The sequence below is a fragment of the Methanobacteriaceae archaeon genome, from assembly GCA_030656015.1.
Lineage (GTDB): Archaea > Methanobacteriota > Methanobacteria > Methanobacteriales > Methanobacteriaceae > UBA349.
Genome location: JAUSNX010000001.1, coordinates 234569 through 254231 on the forward strand (window position 1 = coordinate 234569; position 19663 = coordinate 254231).

The following is a 19663-nucleotide window of genomic DNA, read 5'->3' on the forward strand; positions in this document are numbered from 1 at the left end:
TATGAATATTGTATAAAAGTACTAATTACAAATCACAGATTTGTGAACTCGCAACATTAAAAAAACAGATTTTTGTTGCGATATTTGCCGATGGATGGTAAATACCAGATGAAAAAGGAGGTAAATAATATGGCAAAAGCAATTTACGTAAAATTCGAAGTACCACAAGAGTTAGCTGACAAAGCTGCAGAAGCATTAGAAATAGCAAGAGACACCGGTAAGGTGGCTAAAGGAACCAACGAGGTTACCAAGGCCATTGAACGGGGAAGCGCACTATTAGTTTTAGTTGCTGAAGATGTGGAACCTGCAGAAATAGTCGCTCACATACCAGTACTAGCTGAGGAAAAAGAAATTCCTTACGCATACCTACCTACTAAAGATGAAGTAGGCGGAGCAGCTGGTTTAAACGTCGGAACTGCTTCAGCATGTATCATTGACGCTGGAGAAGGCGAAGACCTTGTAAAAGACGTTGTGGAAAAAATCGAAGAACTCAAGAAATAATATTATTATATAAATAATATTATATTCCAAACTATTTTTACCGAAAAGCAATTAGCTTTTCAATTTAATCTAAAGGTGATTATATGGAAGAAGGAACTCCAGCGGAAATAATTGAGGTCCTAAAACGAACTGGGATGACTGGCGAAGTCATGCAAGTTAAATGCAGGATTCTGGATGGAAGAGATAAGGGCAGAATACTTACCCGTAATATTATGGGACCTATTCGCGAAGGTGACGTTTTAATGTTACTAGACACCATTCGAGAAGCCAAGGAGATTAGAACTCCTTAATCTTACCAAGGAAAGGTGTTGTGCATGAGAGTATGTTCATTCTGTAAAAAGGACATGGAAGAAGGGACTGGATCCATGTATGTTAAAAAAGATGGTACAGTATACTTCTTTTGTGGAAGCAAATGCGAAAAGAATATGATTAAACTTGGAAGAGTTCCAAGAAAAGTCAAATGGGTTAAAGAATGATGGAAAAAAGTTTCGTTATGATGAAACCCGATGCTGTCCAACGACGGTTAATGGGACAAGTATTAAGTAGATTTGAAGAAAAAGGACTCCAAATTGTCGCTGCTAAATTGATGCATATTAGTAAAGATCTTGCTAAAGAGCATTATGGTGAGCACAGTGAGAAACCTTTCTTCGGTGGTTTAGTAGAGTATATCACATCTTCCGCAGTATTAGCAATGGTAATTCAAGGCGATGACTGCATCAGTTTAATCAGGAAAATGGTTGGTGCAACCAATCCAAAAGAAGCTGATTTAGGAACGATAAGAGGAGATTTTGCTCTAGATATGGGTAGAAACATTATCCACGCTTCAGATTCTCCACAATCAGCAGAAAGAGAAATCGCTCTGTTCTTTGATGAGACTGAAATCGTAGAATATGAAATGCCTGATACTAACTTAATCTACGAATTATAAACCCCATTTTTCTCTTCTTTGAATAATACATTAAATATTAAGTGATTATATTGCAAATATTAGAATACAATATGTGAATTTATAAAATAAATTCAAAATATTCGTTCTTAGATTAATTAGCAGTATTAAATCAGCATATATACATATAAATTTTAATATTCCATTGGTTAAACTATTAAATCAAATATCTGAATCAATATTAAATGAAACCATTGAATATCCGAGATCCTACCATGAAAATTAGATCACCTATTGTATCAGTACTGGGTCATGTAGACCATGGTAAAACCACTTTACTGGATTTTATTAGAGGCAGTGCTATTGCAAGCAAAGAAGCTGGAGGAATTACCCAGCACATCGGAGCGACAGAAATACCAATGGAAATCATTGAAAACATATGTGGGGACTTTTTAAATAAACTCTCTATCAAAGATACCCTACCCGGACTATTTTTTATTGATACACCAGGACATGAAGCATTTACCACTCTTAGAAAAAGAGGTGGGGCTCTGGCAGATTTAGCTATTTTAATTGTTGATATGAAAGAAGGTTTTAAGCCTCAAACTTATGAGGCCCTGAATATACTTAAAATGTATAAAACTCCATTTATTGTCGCTGCTAACAAAATAGACAGGACTTATGGATGGCAAGTTCATGAAGGTGCTTCATTTATGGAAACGTTTTCAAAACAATCAAGTAATATTCAACAAACCCTTGAAACCAATTTATATGAATTGGTGGGAATTCTTCATAATGAAGGATTTGAATCAGAAAGGTTTGATAGAGTTACGGATTTTGCTTCTCAGGTTAGTATCATTCCAATTAGTGCCAAAAATGGTGAAGGCATACCTGAACTTCTTACTATGCTTATGGGATTGGCCCAGCAATACTTGCAGGAACAGTTACAAATTGAAACCAATGCACCAGCTAAAGGAACCATATTGGAAGTTAAAGAAGAAGTCGGACTAGGATTAACTATTGATGCAGTCATATATGATGGAATTATTAAAAAGAATGATAATATTGCACTTATGGTCACTGACGACGTTATTACCACTAAAATCAGGTCTCTTTTAAAGCCTTTACCTCTCGAAGAAATAAGGGAAGCTAAAAAGAGATTCCAAAAAGTTGACGAAGTTGTGGCAGCTGCAGGTATAAAAATTGTAGCTCCTAACATTGAAAACGTTGTGGCTGGATCTCCTTTACGTGTTTCAAGGGGAAATTTAGATAATGTTCGTCAAGAAATGCTTAGCGAAATTGATGATATAAAAATTGACACTGAAGAAACCGGTGTTCTGGTAAAAGCAGATACATTAGGATCTTTAGAAGCCCTGGTCAATTTACTAAAAGATATAGACATTCCCATAAGAATAGCTGACATCGGTGATGTTTCCCGTCGAGATGTGGTGGATGCAGACATTGTTCAAAAAGAAGATGTTCTTCATGGAGTGATTATTGCATTTAATGTGAAAATCCTACCATCCGCAGCGGCAGAAATAAAAAATTCCGATGTAAAAGTATTTGCAGGTAATGTAATATATCAAATTACAGAAGATTATCAAGCATGGATTAAATCTATTGAAGAGAAGAGAAAGAAAGAATGGCTGGATGCCATTATCAAACCTGCAAAAATACGAATTATACCCAAATTAGTATTTAGGCAAAGTAAACCAGCTATTGCAGGAATTGAAGTTTTAAGTGGAACTGTGAAACAGGGCGCCATCCTTATTCGAGAAGATGGTGGGATTGTGGGTAAGGTAGAAAGTATGCAGGATAAGGGAGATAATAAAAAATCTACTCCTCGTGGTCAAAAAGTGGCCATGGCCATTAAAAACGCTATCCATGGAAAAGACTTTGAAGAGGGTGATGTTCTTTATGTGGACATTCCTGAGAAGCACTTCCGTATACTGGAAACAGAACTTAAGGAAAAGTTAAGTGAAGATGAATATGAAACTCTTCATGAAACTCTGGATATAAAACGGAAAGAAGAACCGGAATGGGGAATGCAACCGGCTTTCTAATATAAATGATAATATATTCATATTATAAATTAAAAGAGAAGAAATAAGAAGGAGGAGAGAATTTGGCATTTAAAGTAGTAGTTTCAGAAAAAGAAAAAAGTCTACAAGTAGAAGTTGACGCTGTTCAATCCAAAAAATTAGTGGGTTTAACCCTTGGAGAAGAATTTGATGGTTCTTTGATAGGCTTACAAGGATACACCTTAAAGATTACTGGTGGAAGCGATAAAAATGGTTTCCCAATGAAAAAAGATGTTAGTGGTCCTAGAAGAATCAGAAGTTTATTATCTGGTGGAATTGGATACAACCCAACTCGTGATGGTGAAAGAAGAAGGAAAACCGTCAGAGGAAATACCATATCCGATGATATCGTTCAGATAAGTACAATCGTTGCTAAGACGGGTGAAAAACCTTTGGACGAGATTTTAGGTTCTTCTGAAGAAGAATAAAATTCTTCTTATTTGATTATTAAAATAAATAAAGATCATTATAAATATCTTTTATTTGTTGATTATAATTGGAAGAATAGATATACTTCAAAAAATAATATTTAATAACATTAAAAAAAATATTTTAATTAAATATTATTCATATATTAATATACTTTTTAAAACAGAATTAATTAAAAATTATAGGTGTAATCTGTGAAAATACAGTCGGAGATTAACATAGGGCTAGTGGGTCACGTGGACCATGGTAAGACCACACTTACCAAGGCATTGTCTGGAATTTGGACCGATACCCACAGCGAGGAAACAAAAAGGGGTATTTCTATCCGTTTAGGATATGCTGACATTACTTTCCGTAAATGTGCGGAATGTGCGGAACCCCAATGCTATACTACTGCACTGGTTTGTGAAGATTGTGGAAAGGAAACCGAGATGCTGAGGAAAGTATCCTTTGTAGATGCCCCAGGACACGAAACCTTAATGGCTACCATGCTCTCAGGAGCTGCTATTATGGATGGAGCCGTTCTGGTTATTGCCGCTAACGAACACTGCCCTCAACCCCAAACCAAAGAACACTTAATGGCATTGGATGTTATTGGTGTTAAAGAAGTTATAGTAGTTCAAAACAAAATTGATATTGTATCCAAAGAAAGAGCAATAGAGAGCTACAACGAAATTAAAGAGTTTGTTAAGGGTACATGCGCAGAAGACGCCCCTATAATTCCAGTGTCTGCTCAACAAGGCGCTAATATTGATATACTCATTGATTTAATCGAAAAGAAGATTAGTACTCCTGAGAGATTTGCTGACAAACCAGCTAAGTTATATGTGGCTCGTTCTTTTGATATTAACAAACCCGGATCTCATCCAAGTACTATGGTAGGTGGAGTCATTGGAGGTTCTCTAGTTCAGGGAACACTAAAAGTCGGTGACGAAATTGAAATTAAACCAGGTATTCAAATTAATAAAGATGGGAAACAGAAATGGATCAGTCTTCACTCAAAAATCACTGGCCTAATAGCTGGTGGAGAAGATGTTGAAGAAGTAGGGCCTGGTGGGCTGGTTGGAATAGGAACCAATCTGGATGCAGCACTAACTAAGGCAGATTCACTTTCAGGTTCTGTTGCAGGAGAACCAGAGACATTACCTCCAGTCATGCATGAATTAGGAATGGAAGTTCATTTATTAGACCGAGTAGTTGGTACTAAGGAAGAACGAGAAGTAGAACCCATCAAAGCCAAAGAACCTCTCATGATAAATGCAGGAACAACCACCACTATAGGAGTTGTCACTACTGCTGGAAATAAAGCCAAAGTAACACTTAAACTGCCAGTAGCTGCAGAAAAAGGTGACAGAGTTGCTCTATCACGTAGAGTTGGTGCTAGATGGAGGTTAATAGGATATGGTATCATCATCTAAGTCAAAGGACACTGATTCTTCCAAGGAGGCAGTCCTAGACGCAAATTTTTTATGATGCCCTTCCAGTTCAATGTAGATATAATCTATGAACTGGAAAAGATTTTACCTTCTTACAGACTAATTGTGCCAGATTTCATTATAAATGAATTGCATGGCATTAAAAAAAGTTCTAAAGGAAAAAATAAAATTGCAGCAAATATTGCCCTCAAAATGGCAAAATCTCATCCTTTTGAAATCAAAAAGATTCCATTAGAAAAAGCTGAAAAAGTAGATGATGCTCTTATTCGGATTTCAAAAATTCTATGTACAAATGATAAAGAATTAAGAGAAAAAGCTAGAGAAAATGGAATAAAAGTTGTTTACTTGAGGCAAAGAAAGTATTTAGCCATAGATGGGCATTTAAAATAAATTTATTATAATAAATTAATATTATAATCATAATATGAATAAAATAAGTATATAAATAAAAAATTTATTAATGGAAATATTATTCTAATAGAATTTGAAATTAATAAATAAATTAATAAAAATAAATTTAATTAACTAACGATTATATATCATTATCCAATTCCAATGAATAAGGAGGAATATTAGTGAATCTCTGGAAAGATATTGTACCCGGACCATCAATACCGGAAGTTGTATACGCAGTAATCGAAATACCAAAAGGATCAAGAAATAAATACGAATACGACAAAGACCTAGAGTCTTTTGCTCTGGATAGAGTTTTATATTCACCATTTGTTTATCCTGCAGATTATGGATTAATACCTCAAACTATCTATGATGATGGAGATCCCATGGACATTATGGTCCTTATGGAACAACCCACATTCCCAGGATGTATTATTGAAGCTCGGCCTATTGGTATCATGAGAATGATTGATGGTGGAGACATGGACGACAAGATACTTGCAGTCCCCTTAAACGATCCTAAATTCACAGATATAAAAGACATCGATGATGTTCCTTCTCATTTATTAAAAGAAATTGCCCATTTCTTCAAGGAATATAAACATCTTGAAGGAAAAACAACCGAAGTACTTGGTTGGGAAAATGCCCAAAAGGCATTTGAAGCAATTAATCATTCCATAGATTTATATAAAAAGGAAGAATAATAATATACTAATATAACAATTAGTAATAGTAGGAATAGTTAGTAATAGTAGGATGATATAAAATAAACTAATTGTTTTATATTTTTAATAAACCTATTGTTATTTGATAATTTTATATGAAATTAAAAGAAATTTAACCGAGGGATCTATTTGTATTATATATCCAGAATTGAGGACACCGTGAGAATTCCCCCTCACCGGTTTGAAGAACCTCTAGAAGAAGTGGCGATTGAAACCATGAATGAGGCCTATGTTGGGAAAATAGATAAAAAATTAGGTCTTATGGTAACCGTCAAATCAATAGATGAAATTGGTGTAGGTAAAGTCATAATGGGTGACGGAGCAGCCTACCACGAAGTTGAATTCACAGCACTATTCTTTAAACCAGAACTTCATGAAATAATAGAAGGTGAAGTTATTGAGATAGCTGAATTCGGTGCATTCATTAGAATTGGGCCAATGGACGGATTAGTTCACGTTTCACAGGTTACTGATGATTACATCAATTATGATGGAAAAAGAGGAGCACTTCTTGGTAAAGAATCTAAAAAAACTCTTGATGAAGGCAGTAAAGTTCGTGCCAGAATAGTGGCTCTAAGTTTAAAAGGCCGTTCTACAAAAGAAATTAAAATTGGTCTCACCATGAGACAACCCGGACTTGGAAGATTCGAATGGGTTGAAGAAGAAAAAAGGAAGAAGAAGAAATGAGTATGAAAGCTTGCACAAGGTGCAAACGTATAACAACAGAGGAACGTTGTCCAGTATGTAATATAACTACATCAACTAACTGGAGTGGTCTTTTAATAATAATAGATCCCGAACGTTCAGATATAGCCCATGAACTAAATATCAACATCCCTGGAGAATATGCACTGAGGGTTAGATAGTGTTAATGCTAACAAAAGAGTTAAGATCAAAGTTAAAAGATCCATTAGGTAATCTATACACTTCCCTTAACGAAGTAAAAAACTCTTTAGCAAAATATGACTATATAATCTCTGTTGGTGATGTTACTACAAGAAATCTTATTGAATCCCAAGTATATCCTCGATTAGGAATAATAGATAATCGAATACAAAGAAAGGATTCAGATCATGAAATAGAATATCAAGCAACAATATTAAATGCTGAAAATCCACCTGGAACCATAACTAAAGATCTATGGGAAACCATAGACCATGCTATTAGCTCTTCATCAAACAGCAAGGAAAATTTTTTAATTGTGGTTGAAGGAGAGGAAGACTTGGCGGTCCTTCCCAGTATTTTAATGGCCCCTGAAAATGCAGTTGTATTGTATGGGCAACCCAATGAAGGATTGGTTGTTGTTGAAGCGAATAAATTAAAGAAAAAAGCTGAAGAATTAATCAATGAATTTGAGGAGGCACAATAATGGAAATCAATATAATCAAAAAAACTGAAAATCCACTCTTAGATAGAACCGAAATAGATTTTGAATGTGTATATCAAGGCGAATCCACACCTAAAGTATTAGACGTTAAAAGCAAGCTAGTAGCTATGTTAGATGCGGATAAAAACCTCCTAGTGGTAGATAAAGTAAAACCTCACTTCGGTGAAGGTAAAGCCAAAGGTTACGCTAAAATTTACGGGACTGCAGAAAGTTTAAACGATGTTGAAACCGAACACGTCCTTAACAAAAATAAAGAAGCCTCAACAGAGAGTACTGAGGAGGAATAATTATGAAAAAAGGTGAACTTTACGACATTAAAGATGACAAATTAAATAGAAAAAATCCTTTTTGTCCTCGATGCTCCAGCGGAGTATTCATGGCTGACCACGGTGACAGATACTCCTGTGGTAAGTGTGGATACACTGAATGGAAAAATAAAGACAAATAATTAATTTTTTTCTAATTTTTAATTTTATTTTTAATTTAAATCAGATTTTTTTTAATGAGTTAGTTTATTTTTTTAATTTATTTCAATTACCGTCCTAAATTACAGCATATTTAATATAACTGATAATTAAATAGTTTCATAATAGATATTCATAAATAAATATTAAATTAAACTAAATTTATTATAATTAACAAAAAATTAAGGATAAAACGTAAAAAAGGTGTTTTTGTGAATTTAAGGGCTGGAAGACTTGGTAAAAAGATGAGTGAAGATGCGGCTACATTTACATCTTCTTTAGAATTTGATAAATACATATTTGAAGCAGATGTTGAATGTAATAGGGCCCATACAACAATGCTAAGCAAGCAGGGTATTATTGAATCTTCCACAGCACAGGAAATATTGGACGCGCTGGATGAGCTCAAAAGTGAAGGTATTGGTGCTTTAGATCTGGATCCATCAGTGGAAGACATACATATGGCCCTGGAAAATTATGTTACCGCTAAAATAGGTAAAAAGGCAGGTTTCATGCATACTGCCAAGTCCCGAAACGACCAGGTAGCTACTGATCTCAGGATAGTGCTTAGGCAAAAAATAATAGAAATTCAAATAGATATTCTTGATTTTATAGAAGGATTAGTTGATTTAGCTAGTGAACATACTGAAACAGTAATAATAGGTTACACTCACCTTCAACATGCCCAGCCCACCACATTTGCCCATCATTTAATGGCCTATACCCATTCACTTAAAAGAGATTATGAAAGGCTCAAAGATACTTACAAGAGAGTTAATATAAATCCATTAGGTTCAGCAGCCATGACCACTACTAGTTTCCCTATAAATAGGGAGATAACCACAGAAATTCTTGGATTTGACAGTTACATGGAAAATTCCATGGACGCCGTGAGTTCTCGTGATTTCATTGCTGAAACCGTTTTTGATTTATCTATGCTAATAACCACCATTAGTAAGATATGTGAAGAAATGGTTCTATGGAGTACCCATGAGTTTGGCCTTATAACCATTTCCGATGAATTTTCATCCACATCTTCTATAATGCCTCAAAAAAAGAATCCTGACGTGGCTGAAATTGCAAGGGCCAAAAGTGCAGTATTATATGGTGAATTAAATACCATATTAACCATCTTAAAAGCAATTCCTTACACTTACAACCGTGACTTGCAAGAGATAACACCCCATCTCTGGAATGGAATTGAAACAGCTCACTCCACATTGAATATTGTTAGAGAAATGGTTTTAAGTATAAAAATTAATAAAGCAAGAGGTCTCGATTTAGCAAGGGCCAATTTTGCAACAGCTACTGATTTAGCAGATGTTATTGTACGGGAAAAACAAATACCATTTAGAATTGCCCATAAAATTGTAGGCAGAATGGTAACTGATGCTCTGGCAACTAATATGAAACCTGAAGATATTGATGCTGCTTTTCTTGATGAAATAACTGAAGAAATAACTGGCAGTCCATTGGAATTAAGTAATGATTTAATTTCAAAAGCATTAGATCCATTGGAAAACGTTAAAATGAGGAAAGTTCCAGGCGGTCCTTCACCAGAAATGGTTAATCTTGCATTAAAAAATCTAAGAAGCTTTTTAAAAACAGAAGATGAATATTTAGATACTAAAAATGTCTAGGATAGCATCCATTTTTAGATAAAATTTGTTTATTAATTAATTTTCCATATTTTTTTATAATAAAATTAGTTTATCTAAGCGATTTCATTTATAACCGAACTAATAATCAAAATAAATTTTATTATAAAATAAATTATTCTTCTCTCTTATTTTTCTCTTTTTCGTAGTTTTCACTTATTTCTTTGGCCAGTTTTCCATCCTCAATAACCACTGCTCCAGTATATCCACAATTATAACACTCCCATAAAGACCAATTCTGAGGTAAAGCCCATTTAATGTTGTCTGAACCGCAATTGGGGCAGAATTTTCTTTTCATAACATATATATAGTTTAGTATGCAATATAAAATTATGGATGGAAAAACAGACCCTAAAATAATTGGACTAATAGGAATATTAATTGGAATATTAATGTTAATCTACCCATTCCTAGTTGGTTATCTAGTAGGCATTTTCCTAATTGCTTATGGACTACTTAAAGTCTTTTCCTGATCTTTTAGGAAAAAATGATTAATTTTATTCAATTAATTTTAAATTACTTCAAGTCATTACAAAGACTCCAAATAAGATCTAAGGCTTGGCCTGGCTCTAGTACACCTGCACGAGTTTCTCTTAGGACCCTCTGAATTGAATAGCGCCTCATATAAGGAAACTTCTTTTGTACCTCTCCTAAAAGAGGACATCCAAAATAATTTGATTTTTTTACATTAAATAAAGAAGTTAAAGATTGTAGCTCTTGTTTAGAAACTCCTAACAAAGCAGGCAGATTTATTCTCAAAATACCATCCTTATAAATCATAGACTGATATCCTGTGGAAATCATATCTCCAAAAATAACTATATTTATATCGTTTTCTTTAGCGTGTTTAATTACAGCTTGATGAATCATCTTAGAGCATCTACCACAAGGATGAAATCTGCCATCAAAACTTTCATTAATAAAATCTGAAAAATCTAGGGGCACATAGTTATGATCTACGCCCAATTTTTCACATAAATTATTTATATTATTTTTGAAGTGCTGGGGAAGTACTATACTTCCAGGATCAGCAGTTACTGCTAAAGGATTAAATCCCAGAAAAGCAGAAATGATTAGTGAAAAACTACTATCTACTCCTCCCGAAAGCGCTACCACAGCAGTATGGCTTTTATTTTGCTCATTTTCTAAATGATGCTCTGATTCTGTAATATTTAAATAATCTGAAAAATTGAAAAGTGATAAGTTTTCGATTTTTTCAAAAAGCATGTCCATTAAATTATTCAGGGCATTAGAAACATTAAATGGTTTTTTTGATGTTATTTCATGGATTTTTTCACCAGCAAGTTCCATACGATATTGTTTAACCATAATGTCCGTGTAGGCAGCTACATGAATATTTTCAACATCCAATCTTTCCCTTAATTTACCTACGACCCATCCTCCTTTTCCTATTACTGCAGATTTATCTGGACGATCAGGAGTTATAATTAAAAGATTATTATTTTTTGAATCAAAAATAACTTCTTTAATATTAAGTTCAGACTTTTCGTGGCCAATTTCAGTCCTTATTTCTTCAATGATAGAAATTAATTGATTTTTCGTTAATTGCAAAAATTACACCTGGATTATATTTATAATTATAAACTTTTAATTTTATATCACAATAGTTATTTTTATTTTAATATTATATTATCTATTCCTTAATTTCTTTAAAGATATATCCTTAAAACAATTTAAATTATAATTTATTTAAAAGCACATAACAAGTTCTAAATTTTTTATATAAAATTATTATAAAATAATTTACAATTAACAAAACATAAATAATGATGAAAAATATAATATATAATTACGCTCTTTATAGGGGGATAATTATTGCCTAATTTTAAAAGTTTAATATTTGGATCTGAACAGGAAGCCTGGGAAGGTAAGAGGGAATCTGAAAATGTTATAATTGGTTATGATTATAAACGATTTAGTAAACCCCCAATCATTGGAAACAATCCACTTATTAGATCCAACAGCATTATTTACAATGACGTCACCATAGGTGACAACTTGATGACTGGACACAATGTTTTAATAAGGGAAAAAACAACCCTAGGCAATGATGTTTTAATAGGTACCAATACTGTTATCGAGGGACATTCTAAAATAGGTAGTAATGTAAGTATTCAATCCAATGTATATATCCCAAAAAAGAGTTTCATTGAAGATAATGTATTTATCGGACCATGCGCATGTTTTACTAATGATAGATACCCAGTAAGGGTCGATTATCAACTAAAAGGGCCAATCATAAGAAAAGGTGCATCCATTGGAGCAAATTCCACTTTTTTATCCAATATTGAAATTGGAGAAGGATCAATTGTTGCTGCGGGAGCAGTTGTAACACGCCCAGTCCCGCCATGGTATTTAGCTATAGGGGCCCCAGCTAAAATTAAGCCATTACCACCAAAATTAAAAGTATCCAACGATATTTAAATAATTAATTCTTTTTTTCTTTTAAAAAATAATCAAGTTATATACATAAAAATCAAGACTTTTTCTTAAGAATTTACTAAAGGCATATCTTAACCACTGCATGTGGGCTTTATTCCTATGATTAAAAACATTTATTAGTATCCATGCTGTAAAACAGATGATTTCATCATATAATTGTATATATCTTCAATACATACCTAATACCATGAGGCAGCATAAAGTAAATTCATGCAATGATAATTCTATTTTTATAAATACTAAAATATATAAAAAAATAAAAAAAGTGTTTAAGGAATTAAAAAAATCTAGAGGAAGCATATTACATATTGTAGGGGCTCCAGGAACCGGTAAATCATCAAATATTTATCAGGCTTTAAGAGAACTGGATTTAAATATATATGAAGTGAATAGCAGTATTTCCAGTTCAAATGCCCATTCACAGGAAGTTTTTTTCACTTTAATAAACGACCTTGAATATTCTTTAAATGTAAAAGATAAAATAGAGGCCTATAACAAACTAAGCGAATTTGATGCAGTTCTTTTTGCTGATCAATTTCATGATAAACATCTAATAGATAATAAGGTAGTTGGGTTCAGTGAATGGACCCGTAAAGCTGGATTCAAATCTTTCAGATTCTATTTAATCTGCATAAAAGAATATTTAAAATTTCATAAGCAATTCGGAAAAATGAATATAATTTTCCAAACCGCTTGGAGAATTCGAATCAGAGGTAAAAAATATGATTTATTCACTGATTTTGGCATTTTATCCAGAATTATTTTAATTATTTTAGGAAAACTCTTTTGTGTGATAGAAATTTCTTATTCCCGTTCCGAAACAGTTAATATTGTTAAAAGCCATTTAAAAAATATTGATGATGAAAAACTGGAAGAATGTATACATAAACATGGTCATAAACCCAGATTCATATTAAATAATCTTAAAAATAATAAATAATAATAGTAATTAATAAATTACTAATAAATTCTAAATTCCAATTTTATCTTATCCAAATATAGGTAAAAATATGATAATCACTCTTTTAAAGTCCACCAGATTAACCTGGGCGGCCAAAAATGTTCATATGTATCTTCTGGCTTTGACTTATGCTTATTTTTCTCAGACCATTATTACAAACCCATTAGAAATTTTAGAGGGATTAATACTTGTTTCTGTTTTATGGGGTGCACTTTACTCTCTTAATGATTTAACAGACCTTGAAGTTGATAAAAAAGATAAAAGTAAGATCAATAGAGCGTTTATTAAAGATTCAATAGATCCGAAAATAGTTCTGTTATTTGTTGGAATTTTATGTTTATCCGTATTTGGTATTTCTATATTGACTTTGACCCCATTATTCACCATAATAATGCTAATGATGGTGATAAACCAGTTATTATATACCTTACCACCCCTAAGACTTAAAGAAACTGCCCTGGCCCCATTCGCTAGTACGGCCACCAATAATGTTCTTAGAGTTGCTTCATGTACTGTAATTTTAGGCAATATTCTTTTGGTACCATTAAGTGTTTATCTTTTAATGTTTGTAGCTGGAATGGGTACCTATTTGATGTATAAAGAAAAAACAAAAATGATGCATGGATTAGCAGCAATATTTTGTCTTTTAATAACATATATTCTATTAGTAGGTGATATGAATGTCATCCAAGTAATGATTATAATTGTCCCATCATTTTTGGCCACCATACCCCTTTATCTATCTAATTTCTTTGAAAAAGAAAAAATGATTAATTTAGCAGACTTTTTATATCATAAAGTTGTCTTAATTTTCTATCTGGTTTGCATATTCGTTCTATTATTCTAAATTGGTAAAAATAAGATTTAAATACTAAATAAATAGAAATAAAAAAATTTTCTTTATAATAAATAAATTAAAATAAATAATCTAAGTTTTAAAAAAAATAAAAAACTAATATGAATTTAGGTAGGAATTTATATTAGAATACTTTACCTAATTTCAATAATGCCTTTGGAGATACCTTAATTAATTTTTTAACCAATTCAGCAGTACTAATTTTTTCAAAATCGCTGTCTTTAAAGGTATCAGCTATGGAGTTAAGCTCATCATCATTTAAAGTCATCATATAATCTTTGACTTTGAGATATTTATTTATAGAGTCTCCAATTTCAGCCCGACAAGTTGTTTCATATTCTTTAAGTTTATTTTCAGATAAATCTCCTTCATTAATGGCCTCAGCAGCGACTTTACCAGCAATCATTCCACCAGTCATTCCACTGATAATTCCACCACCAGTTAAAGGATTTACCTGTCCTGCTGCATCTCCAACAACCATTAAGTTATCAGTGACCAATTTTTTAGGCATCCCACCAACAGGATCTCCACCAATGTTTAATTCAACAGGTTGAGCATTTTGAGTGGCCGGGCAATTTTTAACAAAGTCCAAAAGATGATCATAAGCAGTTTTATCAGTATTAGTTGTTAAAACACCCAGACCGACATTGGCTATATCGTCACCTTTAGGGAAAATCCAGGCATATCCACCCGGGGCCACACTACCAAAGTAAAACTCAATACAGTTATTATCTTCCATTTCCACTCCAGCCATTTCAAACTGAGCCGCAGATTCCATATCTTTAGGTTTTACTGCAGTTTTTAGGCCAGCCCATCGAGCTACCCTGGATTCAGGACCATCAGCAGCTATGATAATTTTTGCTTGAATCTGGAATTTTTCACCCATGCATTCGGCATCTACTAAAAATCCTTCTTCAACTCTTTCCATGGAAGTAGCGAGAGTTTTGATTTTAATTTCAGCACCAGCACGTCCAGCATCCATGGCCATGTATTTATCAAAAACTTTTCTCTCTAAAATGCAACCTGCTTCCGGCAAGTCCACTTTATCAGAAGTTAGCCATACATTAGTTCCATCAGGAGATATTAAACGCACACCATCTAATTGTCTAGTTATCCATCTAGGATTATGTTCAATTCCTAATGATTCTAATCCACCATTGGATACTCCTTCAGCACATCTTTTTGGTGCTCCTATTTCTGATTTTTTATCCATTAATAAGACCTTTGCTCCACCACTGGCTGCGTGTTTAGCAGCAGTAGATCCAGCAGGTCCGGCACCTATAACTAATACATCAGTTTCAATAACCATCATAACACCTTAATTATTCCTTTTCCAGCGCCTTCACCGGGCAAACCTGGACACAAAGGCTACACTCTTTGCATTGGTCTTCATTAAATTTCAAAGTTAGTTCCCTAACTTCGATTAAGTTGCGGGGGCAAACTCCTGCACATTCCCCACAATACATACACCATTCCTTGACAATCATCTTATCTTACCTTTTAAAATTATTTATAAGTTTAATTATTATAGATTATTAGTCTTTGAGTATTTTAATATATTATCTTTACTATTAATTGCAAAATTATCATAGATATAAACCTAGATATATGCAGTTTACTATTAATATTTTTAAATTAATTTAATAGATTAATAAAATAATAATCATAATTTATTAGATTTAGCAAATAATTAGCAAATTTTATTCTACCAAAAACTAAATTTATTAAAATTTCTATTTAGTTCAATTTATATTAGATTTTTAGGTATTTATTCATTTCCATTAATAATCATGTTTTTATAGTGTAGTAATTACACAATAAGCATTTAATATCTAATTAAATCATGAAAAAAGTTATCCTTAAATAAAATAGTTTATTTCATTTAAAAATAATGATATAAGAGTAATTATATAATATTAACAATGATAATTGTGTATTAAATAGAATACTGATTCGGTGAGTTCTATGGAAAAAAAAGAGACTGATATTAACGAGAATATAGAAGAGGAAATTAAAGAAGAAAATACCGATAATAAATCAGAAGATAACGAAAAAATAAATGCTGAGAAATTATTGAATGATATAATCAGCGACATTCAAAATAAAGCTGGAGAATTTGGAAAAACTATCTCTGATTATAAAACTGCCCTTCAAAAACCACTTACAGATGTTATAGAAACAAAAACTAGTTTAATAATAACATTTGATTTGCCGGGAGTTAATAAAGATGATATCGATCTGGGAATATCAGAAGACAGTATTGAAATAAAAGTTCTCTTTGAAGAAGAAAATAACAATGAAAACACCAAATATCTTCAAAAAGAAAGAAGCCATGGAAAGCTTCTGCGATCAATAACTCTACCTATGAACATAAAGACTGAAGAAGTTAAAGCAACTTTTAAGGATTCCGTTTTAACTGTTGAAATGCCTAAAATGGATAAAGAAGTCCATAAAGTAGATATTATTTAAATTAAATAAATATAATTGTATTATTATTAATTATTATTTTGAAATATTTTTAAATTTTTTTTAATTAATCTAAATTTTTTTATCCATTTTTTAACAAAAAATTCGAAATTAAATTATTATACTCTATTCATATTCTATAATTTCATTTTTTCACAATAGTATTTAAAAAAAACAGAACATTTATATGTATGCAAGTGCATACTTGCAAAAATGGATAATACGGAAGATAAAATACTGGATGCAACCATCAAACTCCTAGATGAGGTGGGATGGGACGGTGCCACAACCAAAAGAATAGCTGCTGAAGCCGGGGTAAATGAAGTAACCTTGTTTAGAAAATTTAAAACTAAAAACCTCATGCTTGAAGCTGCAAAGAATAGAAGTGCTGGTAAATTTCTTAATGAGCTCGAAGAGCTTCTAAAAATCGATCCTGAAAGTGACATTCAAACTTATCTAAGAACTATCTGGAAAAATTCTTCAAAAATGATCGATAAAAGAACTAACTTAATACGGATCTCCATGGAAGAAGTAAGGGGAGTTCCATTCGAAAATAAAGTATTGCCCAAAATTTCAAAAATGGTGCTAGATAATTTGACAGGTTATTTCAAAGATCAAATGGTTAAAGGAACTATGCGTAATATCGACCCGGAAGTGGCCGCTTTGAATTTTTTCAGTATTGTTTTCCAAATGAATATGATGTGGAAAGTTTATGGACAAAATCCACCAGTAGAAGATGAAAGATGCTTGGAAAGCTTCCTGGACATATTCATGAACGGTATTTTAGTAAATAAATAGAAAATATCTATAATATCTGATAATAATCTATTATTTATAATAATTTTTAAGGAATTTTTTACAATTCACTATTAATTAATGCATTTAGTATTGAATAGCATTTTAGAATTAGGAATGATTTTGAATGATAAAAGGCGCAAGAGAAATATTTAAAAATGATATGAAAACTATTAAAAATAACCCGGCCGTCGTGCTGGTTATTTTCATAATTATTTGTATACCCTCACTTTATGCATTACTTAATGTTCAGGCCACATGGGATCCCTATGCTAGAACGGCAAATATCGAAGTAGCAGTAGTTAATGATGATTTGGGTTATACTACCAACGGAACCCATTATAATATAGGAAATATTTTAGTAGATGAATTAAAAGATAACAAAAATTTCAGCTGGAGGTTTGTTGGTAAAAAAACTGCATTAAATGGAGTTAAAAATGGAGACTATTACGCAGCCCTAATAATACCCTCTAATTTCAGTGAAAACTTACTTTCAATTGAAACCACAACACCCCAACCCGCTCAAATAGAATATATAGTTAATGATAAGTTGAATCCAGTTGCACCTCGACTTACCAGTGTTGGAGCAGATGCTGTACAAACAAAAATCAATAATGAAATAGTTAAAACCGTTGATGGAATTATTTTTGGTCAGCTCAGTGATGTGGGATCACTGGTTAAAGATAATAAAGCTCAATTCCTTAAATTAAAAGCATTTGTAAATGAATTAAATGGAAAATTAGGCGAGATATATTCCACCCTGGGGGAAGCAAATAACGTCATGAGTACGGTTAATGAAATCTGGCCTAAAATTAGTGCTGCTTTACCAGAAATACAAACTTATTCCAATAATGTGCGTGGAAAATACGACACATTATATAATCAAGTAACATCAGATCCTGCCAAGGCACTAACTACTGTTCAGGACATGGAAACAAAGGTTAGTACCACCATCACTGGCCTAAAATACGTTGATGCTATATTAACCAGTTTAAACAATGCTACAGGCGATGGTAATTTAAAACCAGTTATTGGTCAAATTGAAGACGATATAAACAAAGCAAATCAAGTTTTTGGCATTTTAAAAAGTGTTGAATCCGATATAAAAGATGGTAAAAATCCTCAAGGGAAATTAACTAAATTAAAAACTTTAATTGATGAAATGGATGATGGAGTAAATTATCTGGTTAAAAATAAAGCCAGTATAAATAAGAAAATTAATGATGCAACAGCTAAATTAAGTTTAGTTAACTCAAAATGGCCTATAGTTAAACAATCTATTCCCATAGCTGCAGCAAAACTTAACTCCATTAATGAAGATGATTTAAACAAATTAATCGCATTTTCAGATACGAATCAAAGCGATGTGGCTAATTACTTTGAAAGCCCGGTACAACTGGAAAAGAAACATATATATCCTGTTGATACTTATGGATCTGCACTGGCTCCATTCTATATATCTATCTCATTATGGATAGGATGTCTTATAGCCGTGGCCATGATAAGCATGAGATTTAGGTCAATTAAAAAATATAATGCTGAAAGTGTTTATATAGGAAGAATGGGACTATTCTTGTTAATAGCTTTATTACAATCAATTTTAGTAATATTGGGTTCCTTATTCTTGCATATACAAATAACCTCAGCATTACTATTCACCTTAACCACATTATTTGTTGGTTTATGCTTTATGATAGTGGTGTACTCCTTAACATCCGCCTTTGGAAATGCCGGAAAAGCTATGGTAGTGGTGATACTGGTTCTACAGATTACAGCAACCGGAGGTATTTTCCCGGTGGAGATTCTCCCACCATTCTTCCAGGCCATAAATCCATATTTACCATTGACTTATTCCATTGGTGCACTCCGGGAAGTAGTTGCCGGAGTTATATGGAGTACTTACTGGTACAATATGATAGCACTGGCACTATTCCCCGTTTTAACATTTGTTCTGACCTTATTGATCAAAGAAAAAATGGATAAACGTGCCCAACTGTTAGAAGAGAAATTGAAGAAAAGTGGTTTATTCTAAAATTAATAATTAGAATATCCACATAAATCTATTTTTTTATATTATTTTTTAAATTATGTCTATTGATAAAAAAATCAATTTTCAAATATTTTTTAAAATTTGCATTTGAACCATTAATTTCTTTAAA

At 32.4% G+C, this 19663-nt stretch carries 26 protein-coding genes; 22 read left to right on the top strand and 4 right to left on the bottom strand.

The features are described 5' to 3' along the window. Positions 1 to 129 precede the first annotated feature (129 nt). From rpl7ae to argH, 15 genes are all read left to right on the top strand, one after another. Positions 130 to 501, top strand: a complete 372-nt coding sequence (rpl7ae, locus tag Q7I96_01085) for a 50S ribosomal protein L7Ae (protein ID MDO9626203.1) — start codon at positions 130 to 132, stop codon at positions 499 to 501. 83 nt (positions 502 to 584) lie between these two features. After that, positions 585 to 791, top strand: a complete 207-nt coding sequence (locus Q7I96_01090; GenBank protein ID MDO9626204.1) for a 30S ribosomal protein S28e — start codon at positions 585 to 587, stop codon at positions 789 to 791. Positions 792 to 815: 24 nt separating this feature from the next. Next, positions 816 to 977, top strand: a complete 162-nt coding sequence (locus Q7I96_01095; protein ID MDO9626205.1) for a 50S ribosomal protein L24e — start codon at positions 816 to 818, stop codon at positions 975 to 977. Then, positions 974 to 1429 (top strand): nucleoside-diphosphate kinase, encoded by a 456-nt coding sequence (gene ndk, locus Q7I96_01100; GenBank protein MDO9626206.1) that lies wholly within the window; start codon positions 974 to 976, stop codon positions 1427 to 1429. The genes Q7I96_01095 and ndk overlap by 4 nt, the downstream gene beginning before the upstream one ends. Before the next feature lie 233 nt (positions 1430 to 1662). Beyond that, the gene (gene infB / locus Q7I96_01105) at positions 1663 to 3450 is read left to right on the top strand and encodes a translation initiation factor IF-2 (protein MDO9626207.1); all 1788 of its coding nucleotides are present in this window, start codon (positions 1663 to 1665) and stop codon (positions 3448 to 3450) included. Positions 3451 to 3512: 62 nt separating this feature from the next. Further along, entirely contained in the window at positions 3513 to 3896 is a 384-nt protein-coding gene (locus Q7I96_01110; GenBank protein ID MDO9626208.1) for a 30S ribosomal protein S6e, read from the top strand. Positions 3897 to 4091: 195 nt separating this feature from the next. After that, positions 4092 to 5315, top strand: coding sequence for a translation initiation factor IF-2 subunit gamma (gene eif2g, locus Q7I96_01115; GenBank protein ID MDO9626209.1), 1224 nt, complete (start codon positions 4092 to 4094; stop codon positions 5313 to 5315). Positions 5316 to 5366: 51 nt separating this feature from the next. After that, complete coding sequence (locus tag Q7I96_01120) at positions 5367 to 5723, top strand: twitching motility protein PilT (protein MDO9626210.1); 357 nt, start codon at positions 5367 to 5369, stop codon at positions 5721 to 5723. A 185-nt stretch (positions 5724 to 5908) separates the two neighbouring features. Then, the gene (locus Q7I96_01125) at positions 5909 to 6433 is read left to right on the top strand and encodes an inorganic diphosphatase (GenBank protein ID MDO9626211.1); all 525 of its coding nucleotides are present in this window, start codon (positions 5909 to 5911) and stop codon (positions 6431 to 6433) included. A 159-nt stretch (positions 6434 to 6592) separates the two neighbouring features. After that, positions 6593 to 7141: a DNA-directed RNA polymerase gene (locus Q7I96_01130; protein ID MDO9626212.1), complete on the top strand. Its 549-nt coding sequence runs from the start codon at positions 6593 to 6595 to the stop codon at positions 7139 to 7141. 2 nt (positions 7142 to 7143) lie between these two features. After that, positions 7144 to 7320 (top strand): transcription elongation factor subunit Spt4, encoded by a 177-nt coding sequence (gene spt4 / locus Q7I96_01135; GenBank protein MDO9626213.1) that lies wholly within the window; start codon positions 7144 to 7146, stop codon positions 7318 to 7320. 5 nt (positions 7321 to 7325) lie between these two features. Further along, complete coding sequence (locus tag Q7I96_01140) at positions 7326 to 7823, top strand: DUF359 domain-containing protein (GenBank protein MDO9626214.1); 498 nt, start codon at positions 7326 to 7328, stop codon at positions 7821 to 7823. Then, positions 7823 to 8128: a 30S ribosomal protein S24e gene (locus tag Q7I96_01145; GenBank protein ID MDO9626215.1), complete on the top strand. Its 306-nt coding sequence runs from the start codon at positions 7823 to 7825 to the stop codon at positions 8126 to 8128. Before Q7I96_01140 ends, Q7I96_01145 begins: the two co-directional genes overlap by 1 nt. 2 nt (positions 8129 to 8130) lie before the next feature. Further along, positions 8131 to 8289, top strand: a complete 159-nt coding sequence (locus tag Q7I96_01150) for a 30S ribosomal protein S27ae (protein ID MDO9626216.1) — start codon at positions 8131 to 8133, stop codon at positions 8287 to 8289. A gap of 228 nt (positions 8290 to 8517) precedes the next feature. Continuing rightward, complete coding sequence (argH, locus tag Q7I96_01155; protein ID MDO9626217.1) at positions 8518 to 9945, top strand: argininosuccinate lyase; 1428 nt, start codon at positions 8518 to 8520, stop codon at positions 9943 to 9945. Positions 9946 to 10078: 133 nt separating this feature from the next. Here argH and Q7I96_01160 read toward each other — a convergent pair whose 3' ends face one another. Continuing rightward, on the bottom strand, positions 10079 to 10261 hold the full coding sequence (locus Q7I96_01160; GenBank protein ID MDO9626218.1) for a hypothetical protein: 183 nt from the start codon (positions 10259 to 10261) through the stop codon (positions 10079 to 10081). 34 nt (positions 10262 to 10295) lie between these two features. On the opposite strand from Q7I96_01160, the gene Q7I96_01165 reads away from it, so the two are divergent. Next, positions 10296 to 10436 (top strand): hypothetical protein, encoded by a 141-nt coding sequence (locus Q7I96_01165; protein ID MDO9626219.1) that lies wholly within the window; start codon positions 10296 to 10298, stop codon positions 10434 to 10436. Between the two features lie 43 nt (positions 10437 to 10479). On the opposite strand, the gene Q7I96_01170 is transcribed toward Q7I96_01165, so the two are convergent. Beyond that, a complete protein-coding gene (locus tag Q7I96_01170; protein MDO9626220.1) occupies positions 10480 to 11535 on the bottom strand; it encodes an ATPase in 1056 nt (351 codons plus the stop codon). A 285-nt stretch (positions 11536 to 11820) separates the two neighbouring features. Between Q7I96_01170 and Q7I96_01175 the strand changes: the two genes are divergently transcribed. The 3 genes from Q7I96_01175 (at position 11821) to Q7I96_01185 (ending at position 14234) form a co-directional block, all read left to right on the top strand. After that, positions 11821 to 12408, top strand: coding sequence for an acyltransferase (locus tag Q7I96_01175; protein MDO9626221.1), 588 nt, complete (start codon positions 11821 to 11823; stop codon positions 12406 to 12408). A gap of 283 nt (positions 12409 to 12691) precedes the next feature. Beyond that, on the top strand, positions 12692 to 13366 hold the full coding sequence (locus Q7I96_01180) for a hypothetical protein (protein MDO9626222.1): 675 nt from the start codon (positions 12692 to 12694) through the stop codon (positions 13364 to 13366). 70 nt (positions 13367 to 13436) lie between these two features. Then, a complete protein-coding gene (locus Q7I96_01185; protein ID MDO9626223.1) occupies positions 13437 to 14234 on the top strand; it encodes a prenyltransferase in 798 nt (265 codons plus the stop codon). 133 nt (positions 14235 to 14367) lie between these two features. Here the strand turns inward: Q7I96_01185 and Q7I96_01190 are convergent, their stop codons facing one another. Together Q7I96_01190 and Q7I96_01195 are read right to left on the bottom strand one after the other, a co-directional pair. Next, the gene (locus tag Q7I96_01190) at positions 14368 to 15555 is read right to left on the bottom strand and encodes an NAD(P)/FAD-dependent oxidoreductase (protein ID MDO9626224.1); all 1188 of its coding nucleotides are present in this window, start codon (positions 15553 to 15555) and stop codon (positions 14368 to 14370) included. 10 nt (positions 15556 to 15565) lie between these two features. Then, on the bottom strand, positions 15566 to 15730 hold the full coding sequence (locus Q7I96_01195) for a 4Fe-4S binding protein (GenBank protein ID MDO9626225.1): 165 nt from the start codon (positions 15728 to 15730) through the stop codon (positions 15566 to 15568). A 478-nt stretch (positions 15731 to 16208) separates the two neighbouring features. Between Q7I96_01195 and Q7I96_01200 the strand changes: the two genes are divergently transcribed. The 3 genes from Q7I96_01200 (at position 16209) to Q7I96_01210 (ending at position 19536) form a co-directional block, all read left to right on the top strand. Beyond that, a complete protein-coding gene (locus Q7I96_01200; GenBank protein ID MDO9626226.1) occupies positions 16209 to 16712 on the top strand; it encodes an Hsp20/alpha crystallin family protein in 504 nt (167 codons plus the stop codon). A gap of 210 nt (positions 16713 to 16922) precedes the next feature. Continuing rightward, the gene (locus Q7I96_01205; protein ID MDO9626227.1) at positions 16923 to 17507 is read left to right on the top strand and encodes a TetR/AcrR family transcriptional regulator; all 585 of its coding nucleotides are present in this window, start codon (positions 16923 to 16925) and stop codon (positions 17505 to 17507) included. 124 nt (positions 17508 to 17631) lie between these two features. Then, positions 17632 to 19536 carry a YhgE/Pip domain-containing protein gene (locus Q7I96_01210; GenBank protein ID MDO9626228.1) on the top strand — a complete coding sequence of 635 codons (1905 nt, stop codon included), beginning with the start codon at positions 17632 to 17634 and terminating at the stop codon, positions 19534 to 19536. Positions 19537 to 19663 lie beyond the last annotated feature (127 nt).

Excerpts from the sequence above, each read along its gene's own strand:
- rpl7ae (MDO9626203.1), top strand. The coding sequence starts at position 130 with ATGGCAAAAGCAATTTACGTAAAATTCGAAGTACCACAAGAGTTAGCT.
- Q7I96_01090 (MDO9626204.1), top strand. The coding sequence starts at position 585 with ATGGAAGAAGGAACTCCAGCGGAAATAATTGAGGTCCTAAAACGAACT.
- Q7I96_01095 (MDO9626205.1), top strand. The coding sequence starts at position 816 with ATGAGAGTATGTTCATTCTGTAAAAAGGACATGGAAGAAGGGACTGGA.
- ndk (MDO9626206.1), top strand. The coding sequence starts at position 974 with ATGATGGAAAAAAGTTTCGTTATGATGAAACCCGATGCTGTCCAACGA.
- infB (MDO9626207.1), top strand. The coding sequence starts at position 1,663 with ATGAAAATTAGATCACCTATTGTATCAGTACTGGGTCATGTAGACCAT.
- Q7I96_01120 (MDO9626210.1), top strand. The coding sequence starts at position 5,367 with ATGATGCCCTTCCAGTTCAATGTAGATATAATCTATGAACTGGAAAAG.
- spt4 (MDO9626213.1), top strand. The coding sequence starts at position 7,144 with ATGAAAGCTTGCACAAGGTGCAAACGTATAACAACAGAGGAACGTTGT.
- Q7I96_01140 (MDO9626214.1), top strand. The coding sequence starts at position 7,326 with ATGCTAACAAAAGAGTTAAGATCAAAGTTAAAAGATCCATTAGGTAAT.
- Q7I96_01145 (MDO9626215.1), top strand. The coding sequence starts at position 7,823 with ATGGAAATCAATATAATCAAAAAAACTGAAAATCCACTCTTAGATAGA.
- Q7I96_01150 (MDO9626216.1), top strand. The coding sequence starts at position 8,131 with ATGAAAAAAGGTGAACTTTACGACATTAAAGATGACAAATTAAATAGA.
- Q7I96_01160 (MDO9626218.1), bottom strand. The coding sequence starts at position 10,261 with ATGAAAAGAAAATTCTGCCCCAATTGCGGTTCAGACAACATTAAATGG.
- Q7I96_01165 (MDO9626219.1), top strand. The coding sequence starts at position 10,296 with ATGGATGGAAAAACAGACCCTAAAATAATTGGACTAATAGGAATATTA.
- Q7I96_01185 (MDO9626223.1), top strand. The coding sequence starts at position 13,437 with ATGATAATCACTCTTTTAAAGTCCACCAGATTAACCTGGGCGGCCAAA.
- Q7I96_01190 (MDO9626224.1), bottom strand. The coding sequence starts at position 15,555 with ATGATGGTTATTGAAACTGATGTATTAGTTATAGGTGCCGGACCTGCT.
- Q7I96_01195 (MDO9626225.1), bottom strand. The coding sequence starts at position 15,730 with ATGATTGTCAAGGAATGGTGTATGTATTGTGGGGAATGTGCAGGAGTT.
- Q7I96_01200 (MDO9626226.1), top strand. The coding sequence starts at position 16,209 with ATGGAAAAAAAAGAGACTGATATTAACGAGAATATAGAAGAGGAAATT.
- Q7I96_01205 (MDO9626227.1), top strand. The coding sequence starts at position 16,923 with ATGGATAATACGGAAGATAAAATACTGGATGCAACCATCAAACTCCTA.
- Q7I96_01210 (MDO9626228.1), top strand. The coding sequence starts at position 17,632 with ATGATAAAAGGCGCAAGAGAAATATTTAAAAATGATATGAAAACTATT.